This is a genomic window from Nonomuraea sp. NPDC001636 (assembly GCF_040298265.1).
Classification (GTDB): domain Bacteria; phylum Actinomycetota; class Actinomycetes; order Streptosporangiales; family Streptosporangiaceae; genus Nonomuraea.
The window spans coordinates 154,379-174,014 of the sequence record NZ_JBEOZT010000022.1; the positions used below are offsets into that span (position 1 = coordinate 154,379).

Annotated in this window: 19 protein-coding genes; 9 read left to right on the plus strand and 10 right to left on the minus strand. The window is 72.8% G+C overall.

Annotated features, from left to right (window positions below):
* Positions 1-29: 29 nt before the first annotated feature.
* Complete coding sequence (locus tag ABT158_RS34330; protein WP_352360665.1) at positions 30-1,079, plus strand: 1-acyl-sn-glycerol-3-phosphate acyltransferase; 1,050 nt, start codon at positions 30-32, stop codon at positions 1,077-1,079.
* Here the strand turns inward: ABT158_RS34330 and ABT158_RS34335 are convergent.
* Positions 1,049-2,548 carry a cobyric acid synthase gene (locus tag ABT158_RS34335; protein WP_352360667.1) on the minus strand — a complete coding sequence of 500 codons (1,500 nt, stop codon included), beginning with the start codon at positions 2,546-2,548 and terminating at the stop codon, positions 1,049-1,051. The genes ABT158_RS34330 and ABT158_RS34335 overlap by 31 nt on opposite strands.
* A gap of 135 nt (positions 2,549-2,683) precedes the next feature.
* Between ABT158_RS34335 and ABT158_RS34340 the strand changes: the two genes are divergently transcribed.
* A complete protein-coding gene (locus ABT158_RS34340) occupies positions 2,684-4,012 on the plus strand; it encodes an MFS transporter (RefSeq protein ID WP_352360669.1) in 1,329 nt (442 codons plus the stop codon).
* On the opposite strand, the gene ABT158_RS34345 is transcribed toward ABT158_RS34340, so the two are convergent.
* On the minus strand, positions 4,009-4,887 hold the full coding sequence (locus tag ABT158_RS34345) for a diacylglycerol/lipid kinase family protein (protein ID WP_352323514.1): 879 nt from the start codon (positions 4,885-4,887) through the stop codon (positions 4,009-4,011). The two genes, ABT158_RS34340 and ABT158_RS34345, sit on opposite strands and share 4 nt — an antisense overlap.
* A 64-nt stretch (positions 4,888-4,951) precedes the next feature.
* On the opposite strand from ABT158_RS34345, the gene ABT158_RS34350 reads away from it, so the two are divergent.
* Genes ABT158_RS34350 through ABT158_RS34360 form a run of 3 tightly spaced genes read left to right on the plus strand, consistent with a single transcriptional unit; the run spans position 4,952 to position 7,921 of the window.
* Positions 4,952-6,511, plus strand: a complete 1,560-nt coding sequence (locus ABT158_RS34350; RefSeq protein ID WP_352360672.1) for a phospholipase D family protein — start codon at positions 4,952-4,954, stop codon at positions 6,509-6,511.
* A complete protein-coding gene (locus tag ABT158_RS34355; RefSeq protein WP_352360674.1) occupies positions 6,511-7,236 on the plus strand; it encodes a phosphatase PAP2 family protein in 726 nt (241 codons plus the stop codon). Before ABT158_RS34350 ends, ABT158_RS34355 begins: the two co-directional genes overlap by 1 nt.
* Entirely contained in the window at positions 7,223-7,921 is a 699-nt protein-coding gene (locus tag ABT158_RS34360; protein WP_352360676.1) for a phosphatase PAP2 family protein, read from the plus strand. Before ABT158_RS34355 ends, ABT158_RS34360 begins: the two co-directional genes overlap by 14 nt.
* Here the strand turns inward: ABT158_RS34360 and ABT158_RS34365 are convergent.
* On the minus strand, positions 7,918-8,082 hold the full coding sequence (locus tag ABT158_RS34365) for a DUF6203 family protein (RefSeq protein ID WP_352360678.1): 165 nt from the start codon (positions 8,080-8,082) through the stop codon (positions 7,918-7,920). The two genes, ABT158_RS34360 and ABT158_RS34365, sit on opposite strands and share 4 nt — an antisense overlap.
* Positions 8,083-8,181: 99 nt before the next feature.
* Between ABT158_RS34365 and ABT158_RS34370 the strand changes: the two genes are divergently transcribed.
* Complete coding sequence (locus ABT158_RS34370) at positions 8,182-9,063, plus strand: DNA-3-methyladenine glycosylase family protein (protein WP_352360680.1); 882 nt, start codon at positions 8,182-8,184, stop codon at positions 9,061-9,063.
* Positions 9,064-9,107: 44 nt separating this feature from the next.
* Here ABT158_RS34370 and ABT158_RS34375 read toward each other — a convergent pair whose 3' ends face one another.
* Positions 9,108-10,031 carry a TIGR03620 family F420-dependent LLM class oxidoreductase gene (locus tag ABT158_RS34375; protein ID WP_352360682.1) on the minus strand — a complete coding sequence of 308 codons (924 nt, stop codon included), beginning with the start codon at positions 10,029-10,031 and terminating at the stop codon, positions 9,108-9,110.
* Between the two features lie 91 nt (positions 10,032-10,122).
* Between ABT158_RS34375 and ABT158_RS34380 the strand changes: the two genes are divergently transcribed.
* Positions 10,123-10,668, plus strand: coding sequence for a TetR/AcrR family transcriptional regulator (locus ABT158_RS34380; RefSeq protein WP_352360684.1), 546 nt, complete (start codon positions 10,123-10,125; stop codon positions 10,666-10,668).
* Between the two features lie 15 nt (positions 10,669-10,683).
* Here the strand turns inward: ABT158_RS34380 and ABT158_RS34385 are convergent, their stop codons facing one another.
* Both ABT158_RS34385 and ABT158_RS34390 read right to left on the minus strand, forming a co-directional pair.
* A complete protein-coding gene (locus ABT158_RS34385) occupies positions 10,684-11,235 on the minus strand; it encodes a TetR/AcrR family transcriptional regulator (RefSeq protein ID WP_352360686.1) in 552 nt (183 codons plus the stop codon).
* The gene (locus ABT158_RS34390; RefSeq protein WP_352360688.1) at positions 11,228-11,566 is read right to left on the minus strand and encodes a hypothetical protein; all 339 of its coding nucleotides are present in this window, start codon (positions 11,564-11,566) and stop codon (positions 11,228-11,230) included. Before ABT158_RS34390 ends, ABT158_RS34385 begins: the two co-directional genes overlap by 8 nt.
* 84 nt (positions 11,567-11,650) lie before the next feature.
* Here ABT158_RS34390 and ABT158_RS34395 point away from each other — a divergent pair, with 84 nt between their 5' ends.
* Positions 11,651-12,115 carry an AAA family ATPase gene (locus tag ABT158_RS34395; protein ID WP_352360690.1) on the plus strand — a complete coding sequence of 155 codons (465 nt, stop codon included), beginning with the start codon at positions 11,651-11,653 and terminating at the stop codon, positions 12,113-12,115.
* Positions 12,116-12,127: 12 nt separating this feature from the next.
* On the opposite strand, the gene ABT158_RS34400 is transcribed toward ABT158_RS34395, so the two are convergent.
* Both ABT158_RS34400 and ABT158_RS34405 read right to left on the minus strand, forming a co-directional pair.
* Positions 12,128-12,877 carry an SDR family oxidoreductase gene (locus ABT158_RS34400; RefSeq protein WP_352360692.1) on the minus strand — a complete coding sequence of 250 codons (750 nt, stop codon included), beginning with the start codon at positions 12,875-12,877 and terminating at the stop codon, positions 12,128-12,130.
* A complete protein-coding gene (locus ABT158_RS34405; RefSeq protein ID WP_352360694.1) occupies positions 12,874-13,326 on the minus strand; it encodes a MarR family winged helix-turn-helix transcriptional regulator in 453 nt (150 codons plus the stop codon). Before ABT158_RS34405 ends, ABT158_RS34400 begins: the two co-directional genes overlap by 4 nt.
* Before the next feature lie 90 nt (positions 13,327-13,416).
* Between ABT158_RS34405 and ABT158_RS34410 the strand changes: the two genes are divergently transcribed.
* Positions 13,417-14,391: a hypothetical protein gene (locus ABT158_RS34410; RefSeq protein WP_352360696.1), complete on the plus strand. Its 975-nt coding sequence runs from the start codon at positions 13,417-13,419 to the stop codon at positions 14,389-14,391.
* Here the strand turns inward: ABT158_RS34410 and ABT158_RS34415 are convergent.
* Together ABT158_RS34415 and ABT158_RS34420 are read right to left on the minus strand one after the other, a co-directional pair.
* On the minus strand, positions 14,348-15,475 hold the full coding sequence (locus tag ABT158_RS34415) for a HupE/UreJ family protein (RefSeq protein ID WP_352360698.1): 1,128 nt from the start codon (positions 15,473-15,475) through the stop codon (positions 14,348-14,350). The two genes, ABT158_RS34410 and ABT158_RS34415, sit on opposite strands and share 44 nt — an antisense overlap.
* 71 nt (positions 15,476-15,546) lie before the next feature.
* Positions 15,547-19,500: a metallophosphoesterase gene (locus ABT158_RS34420; protein WP_352360700.1), complete on the minus strand. Its 3,954-nt coding sequence runs from the start codon at positions 19,498-19,500 to the stop codon at positions 15,547-15,549.
* Positions 19,501-19,636: the final 136 nt, after the last annotated feature.

The following is a 19,636-nucleotide window of genomic DNA, read 5'->3' on the forward strand; positions in this document are numbered from 1 at the left end:
CAGGGCAGGCAGACCTCAGGGAGGCGCCGTTGATCCCACCGCGTATCGTCCGCCGGATCGTGCTGGCTCCGCTCGTCATCGTGGTCACCGTGGTGGTGCTGGTGACGTTGCCGCTGTGGCTGCTGGTCACGTTCGGGGCGTCCTTGCGGCTGCCGCCGCCGCAGCGCAGGGGGTTGCGGTTCGTCTGGTTCGGCGCGGCCTGGCTGACGCTGGAGTCGGCGGTGCTCATCGCGTGCCTCGGGCTGTGGCTGTCGGGGGCGTTCGGGCGGGCCCGGCGGCAGGAGCGGCACTACGCGCTGATCCGCTGGTTCCTGGCCAAGGTGTACGCGGCGGCGGTGCGGATCTTCCGGCTGACCGTGGACGTCGAGGAGCCCGCGCCGACCCCGCAGGAGCGCGCCGCCCGGCTGAGCCGCCCGATCGTGGTGCTCTCCCGGCACGCCGGGCCCGGCGACTCCTTCCTGCTGATCCATCACCTGCTGGCGGTGTACCAGCGGCACCCGCGGATCGTCATGAAGGCCGCCCTCCAGTACGACCCGTCGCTCGACGTCGTGGTCAACCGCCTGCCGAACGCCTTCGTGCCGCGGCGGTCCGGCCGCCGGCGGGTGATCGAGGAGATCCGGCGGCTGTCGGCGACCATGGACGACCGCGACGCGCTGGTGATCTTCCCCGAGGGCGGCAACTTCACCCCGCGCCGGCGGCGGCTGGCGATCCGCCGGCTGGAGGACAAGGGGCTGGCCGAGGAGGCGGAGCGGGCGCGCGGCATGACCCACCTGCTGCCGCCCCGGCCGAACGGGGCCATCGCCGCGATCACCGCCTGCCCGGAGGCCGACGTGGTCTTCGTCGCGCACACCGGCCTGGACGACCTGGTCACGATCGGCGACGTGTGGCGCAGGCTGCCGTACGCGGCGCGGATCACGGCCAGGTGGTGGCGGGTGCCGGCGGCCGAGGTGCCCAGGGACGACCGGGAGAGCCAGGTCCGCTGGCTGTACTCCCACTGGGAGGAGATCGACGCCTGGATCACCGCCCAGGGCGAGCGTTCCCCGCGGGATCAGGCCGAAGGGGCGCCCGGCGGCAGGTAGGGCACGGGGGCGGGGCCGTCGCGCAGCAGGCCGAGCAGGGCGTCGGTGTCCAGGTGCTGCTCGATGAGGTCGCCCAGGGCGTCGAGGCGGGCCTCGCGCAGGCGGCCGAAGTCGGTGTCCGAGGCGGGGACGAAGGCGCGCCCGGCCCGTTCGGCCACGTCGGCCAGGAAGTCCCGGCGGAAGGCGTCGTTCTCCAGGGCGCCGTGCCAGGTGGTGCCCCACACGTCGCCGGCCCGGCAGCCGTCCAGGAAGGGTTCGCCGCCCTCGACCGTCGCCCGCCCGTGGTGGATCTCGTACGCGCTGACCGGCTGTCCGTAGGCTCGCCCGACCGGCCGGGCGAGCCGCTTGTCCGGTGCGAACTCGACGCGCACCGGCAGCAGCCCGAGCCCGTCCACCCGGCCCGCGCGCGACTCGACGTCGTCCACGATCTCCCGGCCGAGCATCTGGAACCCGCCGCAGATCCCGAGGACGGGCCCGCGCCGGGCGAGCAGGGCGTCGGCCAGGCCGGTGCGCCGCAGCCAGGCCAGGTCCTCGACCGTGGCCCGCGAGCCGGGCAGCACCACCAGGTCGGCGTCGTCCAGCTCGACCGGGTCGGTCACGAAGCGCACCAGCACGCCGGGCTCGGCGGCCAGGGCGTCCAGGTCGGTGAAGTTGGAGATCCGGGGCAGCCGGACGACCGCCACGCGCAACGTCTGCCTGCCCAGCGGCCGGCCGGTCGCGACCCGGCGGTTGTCCAGCGCGAGGGAGTCCTCGACGTCCAGCCAGAGGCCGTCGAGCCAGGGCAGCACGCCGTACACCGACCGGCCGGTGAGCTTCCTGATCATGTCGAGGCCGGGTTCGAGCAGCTCGCGGGCGCCCCGGAACTTGTTCACCACGAACCCTGAGACGAGGGCCTGGTCGGCCGCGTCCAGCAGCGCGACCGTGCCGTGGAAGGCGGCGAACACGCCGCCCCTGTCGATGTCGCCGACCACGACGACGGGCAGCCCGGCGGCCCTGGCCAGGCCCATGTTCGCGATGTCGCCGCGGCGCAGGTTGATCTCCGCGGGGCTGCCGGCGCCCTCGCAGATCACCACGTCGTACTGGGCGCGCAGCCGGTCCAGGGAGGCCAGGGCGGTGGTCCGCAGGAGGTCCTTCAGCGCGCCGTACTCCATGGCGTCCACGTCCGCGACAGGCTCGCCCAGGAGCACGACCTGGCTGCGGCGGTCGCTGCCCGGCTTGAGCAGGACCGGGTTCATGTCGGCGACCGGTTCCAGCCCGGCGGCCTGGGCCTGCATGGCCTGGGCGCGGCCGATCTCGGCGCCGCCGGCGGTGACGTAGGAGTTGAGCGACATGTTCTGGGCCTTGAAGGGCGCCACGCGCACGCCCTGGCGGGCCAGCCAGCGGCAGATCCCGGCGGTGACCACGCTCTTGCCCGCGTCGGAGGTGGTGCCGGCGACCAGCATCGCGCCCGTGACCTGCCCAGCATTCATGCGATCACCGTACATGAGCCCCAAACTGCGAAATTTCCCAGAAACCGCCCATTTACGAATCGTGTGACTTCTGCCACTCTGGCTAGAACGTTCGCCTAGAACAGCATTCTAGATTTTCCTACGGGAAGGGTGGGCATGGTCAGGACGTTGGGTTCGCCGCGTGCCGGCGTCATCGACGCGGGGACCAGGGCGCCGTTCGGCTGGGCGCCGCTGGTCGTGCTCTTCGTCGTCGGGCTCGTGGACCGCATGGAGTACAACCTGCTGTCGGGGGTGCTGCCGCTCGTCCAGAAGGAGTGGGGCTTCAGCGACACCGCCGCCGGCTCGATCCCGACCGCCGCGGCGCTGGCCGCCGCGATCGTCTCCCTGCCCGCGGGCTTCCTGGCCGACCGGTTCAGCCGCACCCGGATCATCGCGGTGGTCGTGCTGCTGTGGGCCGTCGCCACGCTCGGCTCGGGCCTGGCCACCGGCTTCGTGATGTTCTACCTGATGCGGGTGCTGCTCGCGGCGGCCGAGAACATCGACAACCCGGCGGCCGGCAGCCTGCTCGCCGACTACTACCCCCCGGTCAGCCGGGCCAAGGCGTACGGGCTGACCCGCGTCACGACCTACCTCGGCGGCATCGGCACGCTGCTGGGCGGCGTGCTGGCCGAGGTGTTCTCCTGGCGTACCGCGTTCCTGGTGATGGTGGTGCCGGGCGTGCTCACGGCGGTGCTCGTCTGGTTCCTGCGCGAGCCGGGCCGCGGTGACCTGGACCGGATGGTCGCCGGAGCCCCCGCCGAAGCCGCGGAGCCGGCCGAGCGGGCCACCCCGGCCAAAGCGCCTTTCTGGCAGCAGTTCGGGCAGGTCATCCGCATTCCGACGCTGCTGTTCGTCTGCGTCGGGCTGGGCCTGCTCACCCTCGGCCTGGCCGGGATCTTCTACTGGCTGCCCACGCTCATGGTCCGCGAGTACGGCGTCGGCGTCGGCGCCGCCGGCTCGCTGAGCGGCCTGATCACCATCGCCGGGACGCTGGCCGGCACCCTGGTCGGCTCCTGGCTGGGCCGCAGGTGGCACGGCACCCGCAAAGGCGGCAGGCTGCTGGCCGGCGGCGGCGGCATCACGGCGGGCGCGGCCGTCCTGGCCGGCGCGCTGGCCATGGACTCGATCGGCCCGATGACCGCGCTGGTCCTGCTGGCCTGCTCGCTCATGTCGATCGCGATCCCGAACATGACGGCCTGCCTGGCCGACGTCGTCCCGGCCGCCGCGCGCGGTCTCGGCTTCGCCGTCCTGCAACTGCTCATCACGGCGGCCGGGGCGTTCGGCTCGCTCGTCGTCGGCATCGCCTCCGACCGGTTCGGCTCGCTGATCGGCGGCATGTACCTGCTGGTCGTCCCCATGATCGTGGGCGGCCTCCTGACGCTCGGCGCCCGCGCCTCCTTCGAACGCGACGCCGCGCGGGTCATGGACGCCGCCCGCGCCGGCTAGGACGGCAGGCAGACGGTCAGCGCGCCCGGGGCCACCTTCGCCTTGATCTTGGTGGTGGCCTCGCGGTCGCCGCCGTCCAGCTCGTACGTCATCGGCGAGCCGAACCGGGCCGACACCTTGCGCGCCCGGGTGATGCGCACGAACGGCGAGTCCTCCGACCGTCCGGCGGCCATCTTGCCCATCACCCGGGCCCACTGGATCGGCCCCTTGGCCGTGGACAGCCCGACCTCCAGCCAGCCGTCGTCGGGCCGTGCGTCGTCGAACGCCTCGACCCCGCCGGCGATCGTGCCCACGTTGCCGAGCAGCAGGCAGCTCGCCTCCCCCTCGAACCACGTGGACCCGTCCACCTTGACCGTCATCGGCACCAGGGGCCCGCCGACGTGCCGGACGGCGGCCTTGACGTAGCTCAGCTTGCCGAACTTCCGCTTGGCCTTGCCGTCGGCCTCGGCGATCATCTCGGCCTCGAACCCGGCGCCGGCCATGACCGCGAAGTGCTCGCCGTTGAGCACCCCGAGGTCCAGCTCGGCACGGCGGCCCTCGAAGCCGATCCGTACGGACTCCTCCAGGTCGGTGGGGATGCCCAGGTTGCCGGCGAACAGGTTGGCCGTCCCGGCGGGCAGGATCGCCATCGGCACGCCGGAGCCGGCCATGGCGTCGGCGCAGCGTTGCACCATGCCGTCACCGCCCCAGACGAACACCAGCTCCGCGCCCGCCTTGAGCGCCTTGCGCACCTTCTTGGGCGCCTTCTTGCTCTTGGGCACCTCGTGCCAGATCAGCTCGCCGACGTCCCGCTCGGTGAGCAGCACGCGCAGCCGGTCCAGGCCGGCGCCGAGGATTTTCTTCTGATGTGCGACAACCGCGATAGTGGGGGACACTCCTCCCGCACTACCCGGGCTTTACCGGGTTATTGATGGCTTTTGTTCGGGTAGCGGTGGCCGAATGCGCATCCAGGACTGGTTCCTCACCGAGGAGGAACGCGACAACCGGGCGACCGGCCTCGACGCGTGGTCCAGCGGCAACGACGTACGACCGCTGATCCACGGCGCCACGTACTTCGCCGAGCTGAAGACCCGTCTGGAAGCGCTGCGCAAGGACGACCTGCTGCTGTTCGCCGACTGGCGGGGCGACCCCGACGAGCGGCTGACCGACGACGGCCCCACGGTGAGCGCCGCCCTCGGGGCGGCGGCCGAGCGCGGCGCCATCGTCAGGGGCCTCATCTGGCGCTCCCACCTGGACCGCCTGCGGTTCAGCGCGGCCGAGAACCGGCACCTGGGCGAGAAGATCGAGAACGCGCACGGGCAGGCGCTGCTGGACACCCGGACCAAGCCGGGCGGCTCGCACCACCAGAAGTTCGTCATCCTCCGCCACGACCGCGACCCCTCGGCGGACGTGGCCTTCGTCGGCGGCATCGACCTGTGCCACAGCCGCCGCGACGACGCCGAGCACCTGGGCGACCCGCAGCCCTGCCCGATGCCCGACGTGTACGGCCCCCGCCCGCCCTGGCACGACATCCAGCTCGCCATCCACGGACCGGCGGTCGCCGAGGTGGAGAAGACCTTCTGCGAACGCTGGGAGGACCCGGCCCCCGAGACCAGGGACCCGCTGCGCCGCCTGCGCGACCACTTCAGCAAGCTGGACGACGCTCCCCCGCTGCCCGACCCGGGCCCGCCGCCCCCACGCGCGGGCACGCACCACGTCCAGCTCCTGCGCACCTACCCCGCCCGGCACAGCGCGTACCCGTTCGCCCCGGACGGCGAGCGCAGCATCGCGCACGCCTACCACAAGGTGCTCGGCCGGGCCCGGTCGCTGGTGTACCTGGAGGACCAGTACCTGTGGTCCACGGACGTGATCGAGCCGTTCGCCCAGGCGCTGGAGCGCGAGCCGGAGCTGCGCATGATCATCGTGGTGCCGCGCCACCCCGACCAGGACGGCTGGCTGGCCGGCCCGGCGAGCCTGATCGGCCGGGTCGAGGCGCTGGACCGGCTGATGCGGGCCGGCGGCGACCGGGTCGCGATCTACGACCTGGAGAACCACCAGGGCACCCCCGTCTACGTGCACGCCAAGGTGTGCGTGGTGGACGACGTGTGGGCGTCGGTCGGGTCGGACAACGTCAACCTGCGCTCGTGGACCTACGACTCGGAGCTCAGCTGCGCCGTCCTGGACGAGCGGGAGGACCCGAGGCCGCCGCACGGCGCCCTGCGGTTCGCCCGCGACCTGCGGCTGGCGCTCATGGCCGAGCACCTGGACGAGGAGTCGGAGTCCGGCCGGGACGAGCTGTGCGACCCGGTCGCCGCGTTCGACGCGTTCGCCGAGTCGGCGGCCCGGCTGGAGGGGTGGCACTCGGCCGGCTGCCGGGGCCCGCGCCCGCCCGGCCGGTTACGCCCGCACCCGGCCCCCACGCTGTCCCGGGTGCGCAGGGCGATGGCCATGCCGCTCTACCGGTTCGCCGTCGACCCCGACGGCCGGCCGCCGGAGCTGCGGAGATCGCGGAGGTTCTGATGAAGACATTCCTGCTCGACAGGCTGGGACCACGGATGACGGTCGCGGCGTTCGCCGTCGCGCTCATCATGATCCCGTTCTCCCTGCTGCTCGTCGTGGCCAAGATGCCGCTCAACCGGCTGGACGCCGGGGTGGCCCATGAACTGCACGAGTACGCGCTCGCCCATCCCGGCGTGACCAGGGTGCTGATCGTCTGGACCGACCTGTTCGGGCCGTGGCCGTGGCGCGTCGCGGTGGCCGCGTTCACGATCTGGCTGCTGGTGCACGGCAGGCGCCGGCTGGCCCTGTGGGCGATCACGACCGTGACCGCGGGCGGCCTGATCGGGCTCGGCCTCAAGATTCTCGTCGCGCGGGTGCGACCGCACCTGCCCGACCCCGTCGCGCTGGCGCCCGGCGACTCCTTCCCCTCCGGCCACGCGGTCAACGTGACGCTCGGGGCCGGGGTCGTCACCCTGCTCCTGCTGCCGATGCTGCCCCGGTGGGGGCGCCGGCTCGCCTGGGTGCTGGCATGTTTCGTGGTGGTCTCGGTGGGCTTCACCAGGATCGCCCTCGGCGTGCACTGGGTGAGCGACGTCGTGGCGGGGATCGTGCTGGGCGTGGCGGTGATCGCCGCGACCGCGGCGGCGTTCGAGACGTGGCGGCGCGACACGGGCCGCCGGCCCACCGCGCCGCTGACCGAAGGTATGGAACCCGAACCGGTGAAGGTGCCCGATGAGCAGAGCTGAGCATGTCCGGTACTACGCGTTGTCGCTGGTGTTACCTCTGGTGCTGATGGGCGCCGTCACGTACGGCATGGGGCTGCTCATCGTCGGCGTCCCCCAGCCCGGCGACGTGGCCGTGAGCAAAGGCTTCGCCTCCATCCGCACGTCGCTGTGGAACACGCTCACCGACTACGGCACCAGCCTGTCGGACACGCCCTACGTCGTGGCCTTCACGGCGGTGGCGGTGGTCCTGTTCCGGCTGGTCTACAAGCGCTGGCGGGAGTCGATCTTCATGATCGCGGCGGTCTGGGGCCAGTCGCTGGTCTTCCTGGCCACCACCGAACCCGTCGGCCGCAGCCGTCCGCCGGTGCCCCACCTCGACCCCGCGCCGCCCACCTCCAGCTTCCCCTCCGGGCACGTCAGCGCCGCCGTCGCGTTCTACTGCGGGCTGGCGCTGGTGCTGACGACGCACGTGCGCAACCGGGCCCTGCAGGTGGTGATCTGGACGATCGGGATCGCCGCCCCGCTGATCGTCGCCTACTCCCGGCTCTACCGCGGCATGCACTTCTTCTCGGACGTGACGTGGGGGCTGCTGCTCGGGGTGTTCTGCGTGGTGGTGGCCGCGCGGTCCGTCCTCTACCGCACCTGGGACAGACGGCCGGCGGCCGCGGAGGGCGACCGCCGGCGTCCCGCCTCCGTCCGGGACTAGCGGCGGTGGTGGGCGGGCTCGCGGCGCGCCCGCCGGCGGCCGGTCGGCCGTCCGGCGGGCCGCCCGGCCTGCCTCCTCCGCCGCCCGAGCAGGAAGGCGGCGGCCATGATCGCCAACCCCCAGGGGGTACGGGCCAGCCAGCGCGCCACGAAGATCTTCATGAACTTCCACATGCCCGCCCGCTGCCCCCGCCGGGCCCCGTGATGCGCGGGCCCGGCCCCACCAGGGAGCATGCCGCCGCGGCGCCTACCATACGGCCCATGACCACGCACGGATTCACGCTCACCGCGAAGGGCCCGTTCGACTTCGGCGCCGCGCTGCGCTTCGTCGAGGACTGGCCGGCCACCAGCGCGCTGCCCTCCGACGGCCGGACGCTGCGCTTCGCCTACTGCGCCGAGTCCGACTGGCTGCCGATCGGGGTGAGCGTCACCGCCGCTCCCGGCGGCGTCGCCGTCACCGCCACCCGCGCCCCCGGCCCGGCGATCCGGGGCGAGATCGCGCGCATCCTGTCACTCGACGTGGACGCCACCGGCTTCGCCGGACTCGGCGCGGCCGACCCGGTGCTCGGCGACGTGCAGCGGGACCGCCCGGGGCTGCGGCCGGTGTGCTTCTGGAGCCCGTGGGAGGCGGCCTGCTGGGCGGTGATCGTGCAGCGCTCGTCGATGATCGTCGCCGCGCGCGTCAAGCAGCGCATCGCCGACCGGTACGGCGCCGCCGTCACCGTGGACGGGCAGGCGTACCAGGCGTTCCCGCCGCCCGTGAGCCTGGTGGACGCGGGCGGTCTCGGCCTGCCCGCGCAGAAGGAGGAGTGGCTGCGCGGCCTGGCGCAGGCGGCGCTCGACGGCGTGCTCACCACCGAGCACCTGCGCTCGCTCACCCCCGAGGACGCCCTGGCCGAACTGCGCGCGCTGCCCGGCGTGGGGCCGTTCTCGGCCGGGCTGATCCTGATCCGCGGCGCCGGCGCGCCCGACGCGTTCCCCGGCGACGAACCCCGGCTGTTCGGCATCCTGCGCGAGGCGTACGGGCTGCCCGAGGACGCCCCCGCGAGCGCCTACCGCGAGCTCGCCGAGTCGTGGCGGCCCTACCGGTCGTGGGCGTCGTTCCTGTTCCGCGCCACCGGCTACCGGGCCGCCGCAGACTGACCGGGCCCGCGCGCCCGGCCGCCGCCCGTGCCGGGGCATGGTCGTCACAGGGAGGTCAGGGCGGCGAGTTCGCGCCACTCCGGGAGGGGCAGGTCGCCGGGGCGGTCGGTGAGGACCTGGAGGCACACGTGGTCGGCGCCCGCGTCGAGGTGGGCCCGTACGCGCTTCTCGATCGCCGCCGCGTCGCCGTGGGCCACGATCGCGTCCACCAGCCTGTCGCTGCCGTGCTCGATCTCGTCCTCGCCGAAGCCGAGCCTGCGCAGGCTGGCGGCCTGGTGGGGCGCCGCCGTCCGGTAGAAGGAGACGTGCTCCGCGGCCACCTCGCGGGCCCTGGCCGGGTCGCGGTGCAGCACGACGGCCTGCTCGACGGCCAGCAACGCGCCGGGGCCCATCGCCTCCCTGGCCCGCGCGGTGTGCTCGACGGGCACGAAGTACGTGTGGGCGCCGAGCGTCCGCCGGGCCGCCAGACCCAGCATCTTCGGGCCGAGCGCGGCCAGCACGCGGCGCGGCGCGTGCGCCGGGGCCGCCGAGTCCAGCGGGACGGCGTCCATGGCGTCGAGGTAGCCGCCCATCGTGGTCACCGCCCGGCCCAGGCTGGGGATCTGGTAGCCGTCCATCTGGATCGGCTCGTCGCTGATGCGGTGGCCGCCGAGGCCGAGGAGGTACCGGCCGGGGTGGGCCTCGTTGAGCGCCCGTTCGGCGGCGGCCATCGCGATCGGGTCGCGCAGGGCGATGTTGGCGATGCCGGCGGCCACCGTGATCCGGCTGGTCGCCGAGAGCAGCAGCCACGACTGGCTCACCGAGTCGCGGCCGAACCCCTCGCCGAACCACAGGGCGCCGTACCCCAGTTCCTCGATCTCGGCCGCGGCCTCTTGCGCCGCCCCGGCGGGGTGGGCCTCGAGGGCGAACGTCCACAGGCCCAGCTTGCCCAGGCGGGGTCCGTCGTCGTGGTGGACGTCGTCGGTCATGGGTCACCGTCCCGTCTATGCGGAGAGCTTCTCCGGTTACGTCGGGACTATAATCGGAGACGTTCTCCGATTCAACCCGCGGGAGTGTCCAGTGCCGGCACGGGCCATGCGCGCCGACGCGCGCCGCAACTACGAGCAACTGGTGGCGGCGGCCATCGCCGTGGTCGCCGAGGAGGGGCCCGACGCCTCGCTCAACGAGATCGCCAGACGGGCCGGCGTCGGGGCGGGCACGCTCTACCGGCACTTCCCCACCCGCGAGGCGCTGCTCGCGGCCGTGTTCGAGGGACGGCTGACCCGGCTGTGCGCGCGGGCGGAGGAGGCGGGCCAGGCGCTGCCGCCCGGCGAGGCGCTGGTGGCCTGGCTGCGGTCGCTGGTCGCGCACGCCATGACCGACCGGGGGCTCGGGGCGCGGATGATGCTCACCCAGGACGGGGCCGGGGTCGACTGCTGGGCGATGTTGCGCACCGCCGCCACCCGGCTGCTGCTGCCCGCCCAGGAGGCGGGGGCCGTGCGCGCGGACGTCGAGGTCGCCGACCTGGTCGAGCTGGCGGCGGGCATCGCCCAGGCCACCCCCGACCCGGCCCGCGCCGACCGTCTCCTCACCCTCACCCTGGACGGCCTCCACCCCCGCCCCTGAACCCCGTACGGACCCTCAGCGGGCCGCCGTCGTGAACGCGGACATCCCGGCGGTCCAGGCGGCCTCGATGTCGGCGCCGGGCGGGAAGCGGCCGTCGAGTTCGAGCATGACCAGGCCGTGGGCCAGCCCCCAGACCGCGCGGGCGGCGGCCTGGCCCCGGACGATCCGGACCAGCGGCAGCGCCGCCCGCTCCTCCACCCCGGCGGGCAGCAGGTCACGCGGCAGCGGCCCCGCGCTCATCAGCCGGTACAGATGCGGATGGCCCAGCGCGTACGCCCGGTAGGCCCGTCCGAGCGCCGCCAGGCCGCCCCCGCCGTCGTCGTGCTCGGCGCCTTCCAGGGCGGCGTGCTCGGCGCCTTCCAGGGCGGTGGCCAGTTCGGCGAGGGCGATGGCGATGAGTTCGGCCTCCACGGCGGACTTGTCGGGAAAGTGCTTGTAGAGCGACGGCGCGCGGATCCCCAGCCGGGCGGCCAGCGCGCGCATGGTCAGCGCGTCCGCCCCGCCCGCCTCGACCAGTTCCCGCGCCGCCGCGACGATCTGCCCCGCGCGCGGCGACAGCTCAGCCACGCGCGCTCCTCGGGCCGTGGCCGAGGAGCCGGGCGACGGCGACGTATGTCAGCCAGGCCAGCCCGGCCGTGAAGACCGGCACCCAGCCCAGCGGCGAGACGGAGTAGCCGACCAGCACGGCCAGCGGGATCCACGGACGGTGGGCGAGGCCGTGCAGCACCGCAGGGCCGCCGAGCCTGGTCGCGTACGGAGCCAGCACGAACAACGCCGAGCTGACCGGCGTGGCGCCCCCGTGCTTGACCACCTCGAAGACGAGGAACGCGAGGCAGAAGGCGGCGAGCACGGCCCACCCGGAACGGCCGGCCACCCGCCTGACGGTCACCGCGGTCATGATGCCCTCCTTCAAGAAGCTAACGCTGTTAGCCAACTCTAGGCTAACGGCGTTAGCCTGTCCAGGACCAAATAGGGTGGAACCATGATCGATCGGGAGGTGGCCGTGCTCATCGGCCTGCAGGCCTCCGGCAAGTCCACCTTCTACCGGCGCTGCCTGGCCACCACGCACGCGCACGTGAGCAAGGACGACTTCCCCAACGCGCGCCGCCGTCAGCACCGCCAGCTCCGGCTGATCCGCGAGGCGCTGGAGGAGGACCGGAACGTGGCCGTGGACAACACCAACGCCTCGCCCGAGGAGTGGCAGCCGCTCATCGTGGCCGGCCGCGAGCACGGCGCGCGGGTGGTGGCCTACTGGTTCCCGCCCAACGTCAAGGCCTCCCTCCAGCGCAACGCCGAACGGACGGGCCGGGCCCGGGTCCCCGAGGTGGGCGTCTTCGCCACCCTCAGACGGCTGCGCCGGCCCCGCGCCTCCGACGGCTTCGACGCGGTGTACGCGGTGGAGTTCGACGGCCGCGGCGGCTTCCTCGTCCGCAGACAGGACGGCTGAACCGGAGCCGCGTCAGGGGCGGCGGGTGGCGAAGCGGTAGGCGATCTTGGCGGGGGTGAGCCAGCGGACGTGGGCGCCGTTCCGTGCCCGGCTGACCAGGCGTTCGGCCAGCCATGGCGCCACCGTCTCCACCGGGTCGGCCAGGATCGCGAAGATGCGGGCAGAACGTTCCCGCTCGGCCGCCGAGTAGCCGTGCGTCAGCAGGTCGGTGACCACCATGCCGGGGCTGAGCAGGCCCGCCGTCACCCCGTCGGGGGCCTCCTTGGCCAGCGCCCTGGTCAGGTACGTCACGGCCCGCTTGGTGGCGCCGTAGACGGCGAGTCCGGGCACCGTCCGGCCGTCGCCGCCGAGCCCCTCCATGTTCCAGACGTGGCCGCCGCCGTCCTGCGCCGCCATGCCCGCCACCGCCACCGCGCAGCCGTTGACCGTGCCCAGCAGGTTGACCTCGGTCACCGCGCGGGCCTCGGCGGCGGGCAGCCGCCACAGCGGGAGGCGGTCGTGGGAGATCCCGGCGTTGTTGACCCAGATGTCCACCCGGCCGTGCCGCCGTACGGCCTCGTCCCAGAGGTCCTGGAGACGGGCGCGGTCGGCGACGTCGGCCACGACGGCCGGCACGCCGAGCTCGGCCCCCGCCGCGGCCACGCGGTCCGGGTCGGTGCCGCACACGGTGACCCGGTGGCCGAGGGCGGTCAGCGAGCGGGCCAGGCCGAACCCGAGGCCGCGGGTGCCGCCGGTGATCACGATCGACCGGGACGCGCTCACGCCTCGTGCTCCTTCCTGGCCGCCACGGTCGCGTCGATGGCGTCCGCGAGGAACCGGCCGACGACCTCGCGCTCCGCGGGGGTGAACGCGTCGATCGCCGCGGTGAGCCGCCGGACGAGCGGCGCGAAGAAGGCGCCCGCCAGCTCGACGGCCTGCTCGTTCAGCACGACCTCGACCTTGCGGCGGTCGCCCTCGTCGCGCCGCCGCACGACGTGGCCGGCCTGCTCCAGCCTGCCGAGGAGGGCGGTCGTGGCGGGGGCGGAGAGGTTCAGCGCGGCCCCGAGCCCGCCGGGCGAGAGCGGCCGGCCGGCGAGGTGGGCGTCGAGGATGACCACCAGGGCGTTCATGTCGGTCCTGTGCAGCCGGTGCCCGACCGCGAAGCCCTCCACGAACCGGTCGCTCTCCACGTTGAGCCGGCGGATGAGGACCATCAGGTCATAGGCCGTCATGTCACCCCTTATATTTCTATCGTGGAAGTATTCCATCGTGGAAAGAAAACGTTAGCCGCGATCCGTCCTGAGACGGTACTCGTCGCCGGGGTGGTCGCGAGCGCCGTCCTGACCGGGCTGATCTGGTTCCTGGGCCGGTGGCTGGACGACGTCGTGCTGCTGCCCGACCAGGGCGCGTCCTGGTACTACTGGAAGCTGCCCGAGCCCACCGTGTGGACCAGGCTGTCGGCCTGGGCCGGTTACGCCGCCCACCAGCTCGTGTTCTGGTGGCTCATCCACCACGCCCAGACCCGGGTCCGCCGCTACTCCGCCGGTCTCCACCCGGTCAACGTCGTCGCGCTGGCGGTGAACGCCGGGTTCGTCGCCCTGCACACCGTGCAGACCCACCTGTTCTACGACGGCCTGGCCCAGGACGTGTCGATCTACAGCTCCCAGGGCTCGGTCGTCCTCCTGCTGGTCGTCGTCCTGATCATGGAGAACCGGCGGCGCGGCCTGTTCCTCGGCCGGCCCGCGCCCATCAGGCGGGAGATCGTCGACTTCGCCCGCCGGTACCACGGCTACCTGTTCAGCTGGGCGGCGGTCTACACCTTCTGGTACCACCCGGCCGAGTCCACGCCCGGCCACCTGATCGGCTTCTTCTACATGTTCCTGCTGCTGCTCCAGGGCAGCCTCTTCCTCACCAGGGCGCACACCAACCGCTACTGGACGGTGACGCTGGAGCTGGCCGTCGTCGTCCACGGCACCCTGGTGGCCGTCATGACCTCGGGCCCGGACGGATTGTGGCCGATGTTCCTGTTCGGCTTCCTCGGCGTCTTCGTGATCACCCAGATGCACGGCCTGGGCCTGTCCCGCGCCACCCGCTGGGCGCTGACCGGCTGCTACGCGGCGGCCCTGCTCGCCGTGTACGCCCTGCGCGGTGACCTGGCCGGGACGAACGAGGCGATCAGGATCCCGGCCATCGAATACCTGCTGGCCGGCGTGCTGGCCCTGCTCGCCTGGGGAGCCGGCCGGCTGTGGGCGCTCAGAGCGGGAGCGGGATCCGGTCGAGGAACCAGTACAGGCTGACCGCCACGATGGACAGCGACACCGCGGCCACCGTCCAGCGGGCCGCGGCCGTCCGGCGCAGCAGCACCAGCAGCGGGAAGAGCACCGCGATGATCGCGAGCTGGGTCACCTCGATCCCGACGTTGAAGCTCAGCAGCGACAGCAGCAGCTCCCACGACCCGCTCTCGCGGATGTCGAGCGCGCCCGCGAACCCCAGCCCGTGCATCAGGCCGAAGGCGAAGACGACGGGCAGCCGCCAGGCGCCCGGCCGGTCGCGGCCCAGCAGGTTCGCCAGCGCGACGACCACGATCGAGGCGGCGATCACCGGCTCGACCACCGCCGAAGGCACGGCCACCACGCCCATGGCGGCCAGCAGGAACGTGATGCTGTGGGCGAGCGTGAAGGCCGAGGCGGTGACCACGACGTCACGCGCGCCGCGGGCGCCGATGATCAGGGTGAGCAGGAAGAAGACGTGGTCCAGCCCGAGCACGAGGTGCTCGACGCCGAGCAGGAAGAACTCCCCGATCTGGCCGGCCGCCGCCCGTTCGGCCAGGCGCAGGGTCGGGCTCGCGGCGGTCAGGACGGCCGAGCCCCGCTCGCCGGCGAGGTCGTAGCGCAGGAGCGTCTGGGTGCTGTGGACGAACGTCTCGGCGTCGGGGAACAGGGCACTGGAGATCGTGTGCTCGCCCCCGTCCACCGCCGGGCAGGCGTAGGCGAGGGTCAGCGTGGCGAAGGCGGCCTTGCCGCGCGGGTGCACGTCCGCCCCGCCCACCTGCCGGGGGACGCACGGCCGGCCGGCGCGGGCGACGGCGAAGCGGCGGGTGACGTAGCCGAACACGGCGTCGCGGTTGACCGCGAGCTGCCGCAGCTGCTCGGCCCGCTCCTCGGCCTCGTACGCCTCGGCGTAGAGCCAGGCGGACTTCATCAGCAGGTCGTACTCCAGGTCGAGCACGACCCTGACGTCGGTGGCCGTGCCGGTCACCTCGGCGTGGGCCTTCGTGGTCGCGTCGTGCGCCGCCGCGGGGGCGGGATGCAGCAGGTCGGCCAGCGCCGCGCAGAGGATGACGGCCAGGACGACGGCGTACGGCCAGCGCCAGCGAGGCATGTCTCGGGTCTCCAGGGTCGGGGGGAAGGGCGCCGCCCCGGGCGCGGGCCCGGGGCGGCGAGGGGGGCGGATCAGCGGGTGAACCAGCGGTACATGGGCGAGTCCTTGTCCCACTTGCCGGGACGGCCGTGCTCGTCCTTGGTGACGAAGACGCTGGGCTCGGACGCGGTGACGCCGCCGCCCGTGGAACGGGCCGTGACGAACCAGGCGTAGGCCGTGTCGTCCTTGAGGTGCTGCCACGTCACCGAGGCGACCTGGCCCGAGGCCGCGGTGCTCCTGCCGATGATCTTCGTCGGCTTGTAGAGCGCCAGGGAGTCGGTCCTGAGGCTCGTCGTCCGGGTGGTGAGGTCGACGGGCAGGACCATGTTGTCCTCGCGCCCGTCGTAGCGGCGCAGCGGGTCGAACTCGCCGGCGCCGAAGTCGCCGAGCAGCGGCGAGTAGGTGTCCACGCTCAGCTCGGCCCGCTTGACGTCGAACTGCAGCAGCCGGAAGTAGCTGGCCCCGAACTGGAGCTGGTCCTCCGGCTTGTAGCCGCCGACCTCGGTGAGCCCGAGCCGGTCGGCCGAGACCGTGTAGAACTGGTAGTCGGCCAGCAGCTCGACCACGCCGTTGCCGACCTGGCCGACCTTCGGCTTCACGTTGGTGCCCACGCCGTGCTCGTGACCGGCCAGGATGAGGAAGACGTTCGGGTTCTTCTCCACCACCGTCTTGTAGAGCATCGAGCCGTCGGGGGCGGAGAAGGCGGCGCCGCGGCCGTCGGGGTTGGTGCTCGGCACGAGGTAGTCGTGCGAGAGCAGGATGCCGTTGCGGCCCGGGAACTTCTTGAAGACCGAGTCGGCCCACTCGGCCTCCTCCCTGGTCACGCCGTACGACAGGCCGACGACTACGAAGTCCAGGCCGCCCGCGGAGAACAGGTCGTAGTGGTTCTGGTTGTCGCCCTCCTTCCACGGGCCGCCGTACTTCGCGTGCCGCCAGCCCTGGGAGGCGTCCTGGTAGCGGGACGGGCCGTAGTACTTGTTGTAGATCGCTCCGGGGCCGTCCTCGGTGCCCGACTGGTTGTCGTGGTTGCCGGCGATGACGCCGTTCGGGATGTTCGCCTGGTCCAGCACACGCTGCTGCTTCGACGACACCTCGAACTCGCCGACGACCTCGCGCTGCGTGGCCTCGTCGGCGGGCTTGCGGATGTTGTTCTCGATGATGTCGCCGGTGTGGGCGACGTAGGAGATCTTGCGCTGGTCCTTGTTGGCGGTGATCCAGTTGACGATGCCGGCGTAGGCCGACTCCCACACCGCGCGCTCCTGCGGGGTCTCCTGCTCCACCGCGCCCTCGGAGATGTACTGGGTGTCGGTGAAGTGCACGATCGAGAAGTCGTACGTGGCGGGGTCGGCGAAGCCGTTCGGGTCGCCTGGGTCGATGTCGTCGGCGAACGGGTCCTCGCCGGTCACCATGACGTGCACCTGCTGCCGGTCCACGTGCTCGGGGCCGACGACGGCGGTCAGGACGGTCCTGCCGTCGGCCCCGCCGCGGGCGCTGGTCAGCAGGTCCCACGCCTTGGCCTCGGTGTTCCAGGCCCGCAGCGAGGCCAGCCGCTCGGGGTCGACGACGCCCTCCCAGCGCAGCACGGGCGCGTCCACGTGGCCCTGCACCTTGACGTCGAAGCGCTGGTAGACGAGGTCGCGGCCGGTGGGGGCGTCGAGCGTGCGGCCGTCGCCGGGTTCGAGCCCGTCGGCCCTGATCCGCTGCTCGCCCGGCACCTTGAGCGTCGTGGGCAGCGTCGTGGCCGTGCCCTGGTACGCCTCGTCCGGGGTGAGAATCCTGGCCTCGGAGAAGGTGGCCGTCACCGGGCCGCCGCCGGGCTCGCCGACCTTGGCCGACAGCGTGACGGGGTCGGTCACGTCGGCCGCCCCGGAGGCCGGGGTGAGCTCGGCGGGGGCGTCCGGGATGCCGGCCGACTCGAAGACGATCTCCCGGGCCGCGGTGTTGCCGAGCCCGTCGGCGCCGGTGACCGACAGCGTGTGCCGGCCCGCCTTGAGCCCGGGGCCGATCCGGGCGCCCAGCTCCACGGCCTGGCCGTCGAGCTTGACGTCCGGCCCGGACACGACGCCGGAGGCGTCTTCGAGCTTGACGTCCAGGACGACCGTCGCGGTGATCTTCTCGTCCGCGGCGGGGACGCTGCGCGCGACCTTCGGCGCGGAGTTGTCGGTGATCAGGACGCGTTCGGCGGCCTGGCCGGAGGTGGACCTGGCCGCCAGGGTGTGCCGGCCGTCCTTGATCGCGGTGGTGTCCAGGTCGGCGCGCAGGCCGCGAGCCGGGGCGTCCACCAGGAACTCCAGGTCGATCTCGGTCAGCGGGTTCGCCGTGTCGCCGCAGTTGCCGTCGCCCATGCTGTACGACGGCTTGACCATCTGACCGGCCGCGGTGCCCTGCGCCGGGGTGAGGACGATGTTCGAGATCGCGAAGTCGTCCCGGTTGGCGCCGCACGACGTCGGGTACGTGCCGGCCACGAAGTCGATCGTGTTCCAGCCGGGCACGAGGTACTCGTTGGGGATCGGCAGGTCCACCCGGCGGCTTGCGAAGTCGCCGTCGAGCACCACCTTCTGGCCGTTGACCAGCACGAAGTTCTGGTATCGGGCCTCGATCGAGTTGCTGCCCACGGTGAAGCCGAGCGTCGCCTGGCCCGCGCCGAGCGTCTCGGTGACGTGCACGGCGGGGGCGTCGATCGTGTAGCGCAGCTCGGCCTCGCGCGGGAGGGCCTGGTCGCTGCCGCAGTCGCCGTCGCCCAGCGCGTACGAGGGCTTGACGTCCTTCCCGGTCACCGTGGCGCCGTCGAGGGTCAGGGCGAGGTTCGCGATCGTGAAGTCGTCGCGGTTGACGCCGCAGGCGTCCTTGTAGTCGCCGGTGACGACCTTGATCGTGTTCTCGCCCGGCGTCAGGAACCTGGCCGGGACCGCGACGGTCACGCGCCGGCTCGCATAGGTGCCGCCGAGGTCGATGCGCTTGCCGTTGACCAGCAGGAAGTCGTCGTACTTGTCGTCGATCGAGTCCGCGCCGACGTCGAAGGCGAGCATGGCGGCGCCGTTGCCGAGCGTGGCCCTGGTGACCGGCTTGCCGCCGTCCACGGTCAGCGACTCGACGCCGCCCGCGCCGGCCGCCGGGACGGTCGCGTTCACCGTCTTGACGCCGGCCACGAGGGTGCCGTCGGTGGGCAGCAGCCGCGGCGCGCCGGCCGGGGCGTTGTTCACCGTCACGGTGTTCCGGACGGTCGCGCCCGCCGCGGTGGCGGCGCTGAGGACGTGCTCGCCGTTGGTCAGCTCGGTGGTGTCCAGGTCGGCGGCGAGGCCGGTCGTGCCCCGCGGGTCGGACTGGGTGAAGAACTTGAGCGTGGCGCGCTTGAGCAGCGTGGTGTTGCTGCCGCAGTTGCCGTCGCCGAAGTTGAGCGTGTACGGGTTGTCCTCGCCGTCGGCCACCTCGCCGAGCAGTTCGAGGCCCACGTCCGAGAGCACGAAGTCGTCGTAGTTCTGCCCGCAGGACGACTGGATCGTGCCGACCACGATCTCGATCGTGTTCTCGCCCTTGACCAGGTGCTCGTTCGGGATCTCGATGGTGGCCCGCTGGCTGGCGAAGTTGCCGATCTCGGCCTTGTAGGCGCCGTTGACCTGCACGTAGCTGTGGTACTGCGCCTCGGTGGAGTTCGAGCCGACGTCGAAGGCCAGCTTGGAGACGCCCACCGTCGCGGTGGCGGTGACGGGGGTGCCGTCGAGGTCGAGCTTCGTGACGCTGTCACCGGCCGTGACCGGGACGGCGGCGACCTTCGCGGTGCCCTCCAGGTAGGAGCCGGTGGCGGGGGTGAGGGCGGGCGGGGCGGGGGTGCTCGTGGGGGTGGGGGTCGGCCGGCCGCGGCCCTGCTCACCCGGGTCGGCGTACGCCGCCGTCACGAGGCCGCCCACCAGCACCGCCGCGAGCGCGGTGGTGACGGCGAGCCGTCCCCTGGTCCTCGAACCGCCTGATAACTGTCGTGCTGCCATCGGCTGCATCGGGTCCTTCCATGACGTTCACGGGCAGCCGATGAGGCGGCGTGCCCTTCGAGCGGACACGTTGGAGCGCGTGGGTGAACGTTGTGCATGGAGAGACTGAAGGGACGAGGAACTGTCTCCTCATTCT

Bases quoted from the DNA above. Each gene is read 5' to 3' on its own strand.
- ABT158_RS34335 (WP_352360667.1), bottom strand. From the start codon at position 2,548: ATGAATGCTGGGCAGGTCACGGGCGCGATGCTGGTCGCCGGCACCACC.
- ABT158_RS34340 (WP_352360669.1), top strand. From the start codon at position 2,684: ATGGTCAGGACGTTGGGTTCGCCGCGTGCCGGCGTCATCGACGCGGGG.
- ABT158_RS34350 (WP_352360672.1), top strand. From the start codon at position 4,952: ATGCGCATCCAGGACTGGTTCCTCACCGAGGAGGAACGCGACAACCGG.
- ABT158_RS34355 (WP_352360674.1), top strand. From the start codon at position 6,511: ATGAAGACATTCCTGCTCGACAGGCTGGGACCACGGATGACGGTCGCG.
- ABT158_RS34360 (WP_352360676.1), top strand. From the start codon at position 7,223: ATGAGCAGAGCTGAGCATGTCCGGTACTACGCGTTGTCGCTGGTGTTA.
- ABT158_RS34365 (WP_352360678.1), bottom strand. From the start codon at position 8,082: ATGAAGATCTTCGTGGCGCGCTGGCTGGCCCGTACCCCCTGGGGGTTG.
- ABT158_RS34370 (WP_352360680.1), top strand. From the start codon at position 8,182: ATGACCACGCACGGATTCACGCTCACCGCGAAGGGCCCGTTCGACTTC.
- ABT158_RS34375 (WP_352360682.1), bottom strand. From the start codon at position 10,031: ATGACCGACGACGTCCACCACGACGACGGACCCCGCCTGGGCAAGCTG.
- ABT158_RS34390 (WP_352360688.1), bottom strand. From the start codon at position 11,566: ATGACCGCGGTGACCGTCAGGCGGGTGGCCGGCCGTTCCGGGTGGGCC.
- ABT158_RS34395 (WP_352360690.1), top strand. From the start codon at position 11,651: ATGATCGATCGGGAGGTGGCCGTGCTCATCGGCCTGCAGGCCTCCGGC.
- ABT158_RS34405 (WP_352360694.1), bottom strand. From the start codon at position 13,326: ATGACGGCCTATGACCTGATGGTCCTCATCCGCCGGCTCAACGTGGAG.
- ABT158_RS34415 (WP_352360698.1), bottom strand. From the start codon at position 15,475: ATGCCTCGCTGGCGCTGGCCGTACGCCGTCGTCCTGGCCGTCATCCTC.
- ABT158_RS34420 (WP_352360700.1), bottom strand. From the start codon at position 19,500: ATGGCAGCACGACAGTTATCAGGCGGTTCGAGGACCAGGGGACGGCTC.